The sequence below is a fragment of the Lawsonibacter sp. OA9 genome (genome assembly GCF_022440585.1).
Map to the genome: position 1 here is coordinate 1 of NZ_JAKNTI010000019.1, position 5,646 is coordinate 5,646.

Consider the following 5,646-nt stretch of genomic DNA (forward strand, 5'->3'; position numbering starts at 1 on the left):
CTGCCAGATCATCCTCCGCAACATTCGCTGCAAAGATCACTGGCTTCTGGGTAAGCAGGTTATAGGAATGATCAGCGCCTGCTCATCATCGTCCACAGTTTCCAGTGTCTTGACGTTTGCCGGCTTCCAGATGTGTTTTCAGTTTTTCTATCGTCACCAGTTCCTTTGCCGCACTCTTATCATTTCTGGCCGTCTTTGCTGTCTTCGCCGCACGGCGTTCCAGTATTTCCAGATCAGAGAAAACGAGCTCAAGTTCTATCGTTTCGATATCCCTCAGCGGATCAATGGTTCCGTCCACATGAACAACATTGGAATCCTCGAAGCAGCGTACAACATGTACAATCGCATCCACTTTCCCGGATGTTGGCCAGGAAACTGGTTGCCGAGTCCTTCCCCCTTAGATGCCCCTTTTACAAGTCCGGCGATGGTCCACAAACTCTATGACTGCCGGCGTTACCTTTTTAGACTGGTAAAAATCTCCAAGCATCTTCAGTCTCTCGGTCCGGAACCGGAACGATTCCCACGTTTGGGTCTATTGTGCAGAATGGATAGTTCGCAGATTCCGCACCAGCCTTTGTCAGTGAATTAAACAGTGTACTTTTCCCCACATTGGGAAGTCCGACAATTCCTAATTTCATTGTATTGATCTCCTATATCTTATTACTGTATTTAAAGTAATCGTGTACATTTGAACCTGGTTCGGATGTACACAGTCACCCTGCCATAATCCTGTAGATTTTATCACAGATACTGGCCTGTGTAAATATCCTGCCGACCTCAGTCATGTGACTGGATCATGATAAGGATGCCTGTTTCCATTGAAACATAAGCCTCATCCGCCGTGATCTCATTACTCACGCCCAGCCCGCTGTCATTTTTCAGTGTGTAATCCTTCAGAGGATATTTGAACCCTTCGAGTGTAAGACCTTCTGCCTGTTCTCCCAGCGGCAGAAATGAAACATATTTTCCGTACTGTTCCTCTCTTTTCAGCCGAATCTCACCGCTGACAAGCGAAATCCGGTTGTACTCATCCAGGATATACGCCGGTATCCCTGCCTCCAGTGCAGGTTTCAGGGAATAAATATTCCCCAGCGTATGGTCAAGCCTTGTCCCGGTAGCGCCAAGCAGCCATATCCGGCTGCTCCCGTGCGAGATTGCCTTCTCCAGTGCGATCTGGGTATCCGTTGCGTCTTTTACAGGATTGTACTCCCTTATTGGAATCCTGTTAAGACTGCGGTATTCCTGGAGCACATCAGAGGGAACGCTGTCAAAATCACCTACAATATAATCCGGAATGATTTTATGCTTCCACGCAAACAGAAGTCCCCTGTCCGCAGCTATAATGTAATCCGGTTTTTGTTTTTCCATAAAATCAAGGGCAAGATCAGAATTGATATTGCCCCCGCTGATAATCAATGTGTTCACTTTTTGCTTCCCTGTTTTCTATTCATAACGTTTAAATGCATCCTGAAAGTTGGCAATATTTGCCCTGATATCTCCGCCGAACACTGCAGAACCTGCGACAATAATATTTGCACCTGCCTCCAGCACTTTGTCGATGGTTTTATTGTTTACTCCTCCGTCAACCTGAATATCAGTTTCCAGTCCGCGTGATTTGATCATCTCTTTCAGCTCTTTGATCTTATCTGTGGATTTTTCGATATAAGACTGTCCGCCGAAGCCTGGATTTACCGTCATCAGAAGTACCATGTCCAGTTTATGCAGCACATACTCCAGCTGGCACAGTGGTGTTGCCGGATTGAGCGCAACGCCTGCTTTGCAGCCTGCCTTGTGAATATCAGAGATACATCCTTCCAGATGTCTGCACGCCTCTGCATGTACCGTGATCATATCGGCACCTGCTTTTGCGAAATCATCAATGTAGCGTACCGGATCAGATACCATAAGATGTACATCAAAAAACAGTCCGCTTTCTTTACGGATTGATGCGATCACAGGCATTCCAAAAGAGATGCTCGGGACAAAATCTCCGTCCATCACATCGATATGCAGCCACCTGACTCCAGACTCCTCAATCAATTTCAGCTGTTCCCCCAGACGGTTAAAGTCTGCCGACAGCATAGATGGTGACAATTGATACATACTTAATACCTCCTCTTTTCCTTTTCCTTCAATTCCTCAAACAGTTCCCTGTAATCCGCGTAACGTATAGAACTGATCTTTTTCTCATCAACTGCGCGGCGGACCGCACAATCCGGTTCAGAGATATGCACACAGCCCTGAAATCTGCAGGTCCCCTCATATGGTTGAAATTCCATGAAATAATCTTTTAAGTCTTCTTTTTCCATATCTTCCACTGTCAGCGCACTGAATCCCGGCGTGTCCATCAGATACGTGTCTGTGTCAACCTGAATCAACTGCGCATGGCGGGTCGTATGGCGTCCGCGTTTTAATTTGCGGCTGATCTCTCCCGTTTCCATACACACTTCCTTCTGAAGAAGATTGGTAATCGAAGATTTTCCCACCCCCGAAGGCCCGGCAATGACTGTTGTCTTCCCCTGGAGCAATTCCCTTATCTCCTCAATACCTTCCTCAAGGCGTGCACTCGTAAGAAGCACCTGATATCCACAGGACGCATATGTTTCACAGAGCAGACGAAGTTCCTCTTCTTTTGCCATCTCTTTTTTATTAAAACAGATGGTCGTCCTGATCCCCTGGCGTTCCATCATAATCAGAAAACGGTCCATCAAAGAAAAACTGGGCCTTGGGTTCTCGATCGCGAAAATCACCATGGCCTGGTCAATGTTTGCAGCCGCCGGACGAATCAGTTCGTTTTTTCGCGGATGTATTTCAACGATGGTGCCGGTCTTTTCAGATTCCTCCAGCACTTCGATCTCGACCTCATCCCCTACGAGCGGTTTGATTTTTTCTTTTCTGAATATACCCTTCGGCTTACACTCATAAACCCCGGCTCCTGCTACTGTAACGTAGTAGAAGCCGGCAATTCCTTTCATTATCCTTCCATGCATCATACGTATTATGACTCGGTAAACGGTACGGTATACTGTGCCCGCTGAACGTAATCTCCGTCCACAAGTTCATAGAGATAAACCGTTCCGGTTTCCACACCGTCAGCGCCTGTGATCTCCACATTATACGGGAATGAGATAGTGGCCCCCTCAACGATAGGTGTCGTCACAGTCTCACCATTAACATTCTGTACAAGATCCAGTTTCACCGCTCCGCCTGAATAGTTGCTCGGTTCACCCAGACGCTTGCTGCATGCCCATGTTCCGCTGTATGTGCCCGTCTGCGACTCATCATCCCCCGGCGAATCATTCTGCATCGGGGTGTTGTTCGTTGCGTCTGCCCGGTTTACACTGATCGTAATCTCAGTTCCGCTGTTCACTCTCGTGCCCGACGAAATACTCTGCTCATAAACTTCGCCCTCGCCGACGGCGTTACTTGTTCCCGTCTCTACTGTCACGACAAGCCCCAGATTTTCCAGCGTTGCCTTTGCATCTTCTTCAGAGATTCCTCTGACACTCGGTACCGTTACTTCCACGTCTGTAGCTCCTTTGCTGACAACCAGTGTTACGGTATCACCCACATTGACGGATGTCCCAACATCCGGACTGACCGAGATGACGCTGCCGATCGCAACTTCTGCACTGTAGTCCTGCTGTACACTCGTCTCCAGTCCCATATCACGGAGAGCCGCTTCTGCATCAGCCTGCGGCTGTCCGACAATATTCGGCACTGTCAGCTGGGCACTTCCCGTACTCAGGGTATATTCTATCGTTGTGTGTTTCTGGACTTTAGAACCCGCCGCCTCACTCTGCCTCATGATCTGACCTTTCGCATACTCATCGGATGCTTCCTCCGCCACTTTTTTAAGACCGATTCCAGTATCCTTGAGTGCCTCCTCTGCCTCTGCCACTGTCTTTCCCCGCAGTTCCGGCACTTCTACCATATCCTCATCATCAGCCGCTTCATCTTCCTGGTCATCCTGGTTTTCTTCAATCTGCTGTGGCTCTTTCTTCTTATTATCTGAACCGAACTTAAAGATACCTGCCGCAGTTCCGATAAAATAAATCAATATACAGATGATGATCGCACCGATGATAAATCCCCCGATGGTCATTGCTTTTTCAAGCTTGCTGCTGATTCCGCCTTCATCATCGTCATCTTCTTCATCATACTCATCTTCATCATTGTCGTCATAAATGACAGGCTGCTCCTGATACTGCGTATCCTGTGCATCTGTTTTTCCATCTTTGATCGCATCCAGTTCTTCCTGTGAAATGCGGACAGTCTGGGCATGGCTTGAGAGCGGCGCCAGCTGTACAAATGTTCCGTTCGGGTCAACCAGTGAATGTTTCAGATCTTCAATCACTTCCGACAGGTTATTATATCTGCGGTCAACACTTTTCTGTGTACATTTTAAAATGATCTGTTCCAGGCTGAACGGCAGATCCGGCGTATATCTCGACGGCGGTACCATCTCTTCCTGCAGATGTTTTATAGCGATCGCGACAGATGTGTCCCCGTCAAACGGTACCCGTCCCGTAACCATCTCATACATTGTGACACCCAGAGAATAGATATCACTTTTTTTATCGCTGTATCCTCCGCGCACCTGTTCCGGAGAACTGTAATGCACAGAGACCATCACATTCGATGTAATTGTGTTGGAGGACACGGCCCTCGCAATTCCAAAATCGGACAGCTTTACCTTTCCGTCCGTCGAAATGATAATATTCTGCGGTTTGACATCGCGATGTACAATGTCACTGTTATGAGCAGCTTCCAGCCCCAGTGAAACCTGGATTGCAATACTGGTCGCCTCTTTGACGCTTAATTTACCCTTCTTTTTAATATAATCCTTCAGCGTAATGCCTTCAACCAATTCCATCACGATAAAGTTGACGCCCTCATCCTCTCCGACATCATAGACGTTGACGATATTCGGATGTGCAAGACCGGCTGCTGCCTGCGCCTCTTTCCTGAATTTTGCAACAAAGGATTTATCATCCCGGAACTCCGGTTTCAGAACCTTAACCGCCACGAGTCTGTTCAGCTTATGATCACGTGCTTTATAAACGTCCGCCATTCCTCCGGTACCGACCTTGCTGATAATCTCGTAACGTTCTACTAGAATCATTCCCTCTTTTAACATTCTCTCACCTCTTTTTTAAATGGTTCAACCACAATGACTGCAATATTATCTCTGCCGCCGTTATCATTCGCCCTGTGCATCAGTACTTCCGCAGGATCTTCCCCATCCCCGCACGAAGTCAGTATTTCGAATATCTCATCGTCGGTAAGCATACCAGACAGTCCATCGGAACACATGATAATCCTGGCATTATCCTCCAACTTGACGTCAAAGAAATCGATTGCCACATCCGGCCCGGTCCCGAGAGCCCGGGTGATAATATTTCGATCCGGATGGTTACGGGCCTGCTCCTGGCTAAGCTCGCCCATACGTATCATCTCCCCTACCAGAGAATGATCTCTGGTCACCTGTTCCATTTTATCACCGGCCACATACAGCCGGCTGTCCCCAACATTTGCAACATAAATATATCGCCCCACAACAGTTGCTGCAACGATTTAGTGCCCATGCCTTTGAGTTCTTCATTTTTGGATGCCTGTTCCAAAAGTTGTTCATCTCGCAGTTTC

The 5,646-nt window shown here is 47.7% G+C and carries 5 protein-coding genes and 1 pseudogene; all 6 read right to left on the reverse strand.

Annotated features, from left to right (window positions below; all coding sequences use genetic code 11):
- Positions 1–638, reverse strand: a pseudogene (gene ychF, locus MCG44_RS00825) (redox-regulated ATPase YchF); the annotation flags it as partial.
- Between the two features lie 139 nt (positions 639–777).
- On the reverse strand, positions 778–1,425 hold the full coding sequence (locus MCG44_RS00830) for a thiamine diphosphokinase (protein ID WP_240286302.1): 648 nt from the start codon (positions 1,423–1,425) through the stop codon (positions 778–780).
- 18 nt (positions 1,426–1,443) lie between these two features.
- Positions 1,444–2,103, reverse strand: a complete 660-nt coding sequence (rpe, locus tag MCG44_RS00835; RefSeq protein WP_240286304.1) for a ribulose-phosphate 3-epimerase — start codon at positions 2,101–2,103, stop codon at positions 1,444–1,446.
- Between the two features lie 2 nt (positions 2,104–2,105).
- Positions 2,106–2,975, reverse strand: coding sequence for a ribosome small subunit-dependent GTPase A (rsgA, locus tag MCG44_RS00840; protein WP_412531124.1), 870 nt, complete (start codon positions 2,973–2,975; stop codon positions 2,106–2,108).
- A gap of 23 nt (positions 2,976–2,998) precedes the next feature.
- A complete protein-coding gene (gene pknB, locus MCG44_RS00845; RefSeq protein WP_240286306.1) occupies positions 2,999–5,140 on the reverse strand; it encodes a Stk1 family PASTA domain-containing Ser/Thr kinase in 2,142 nt (713 codons plus the stop codon).
- Positions 5,134–5,487 (reverse strand): hypothetical protein, encoded by a 354-nt coding sequence (locus MCG44_RS00850; RefSeq protein WP_240286308.1) that lies wholly within the window; start codon positions 5,485–5,487, stop codon positions 5,134–5,136. Before MCG44_RS00850 ends, pknB begins: the two co-directional genes overlap by 7 nt.
- Positions 5,488–5,646 lie beyond the last annotated feature (159 nt).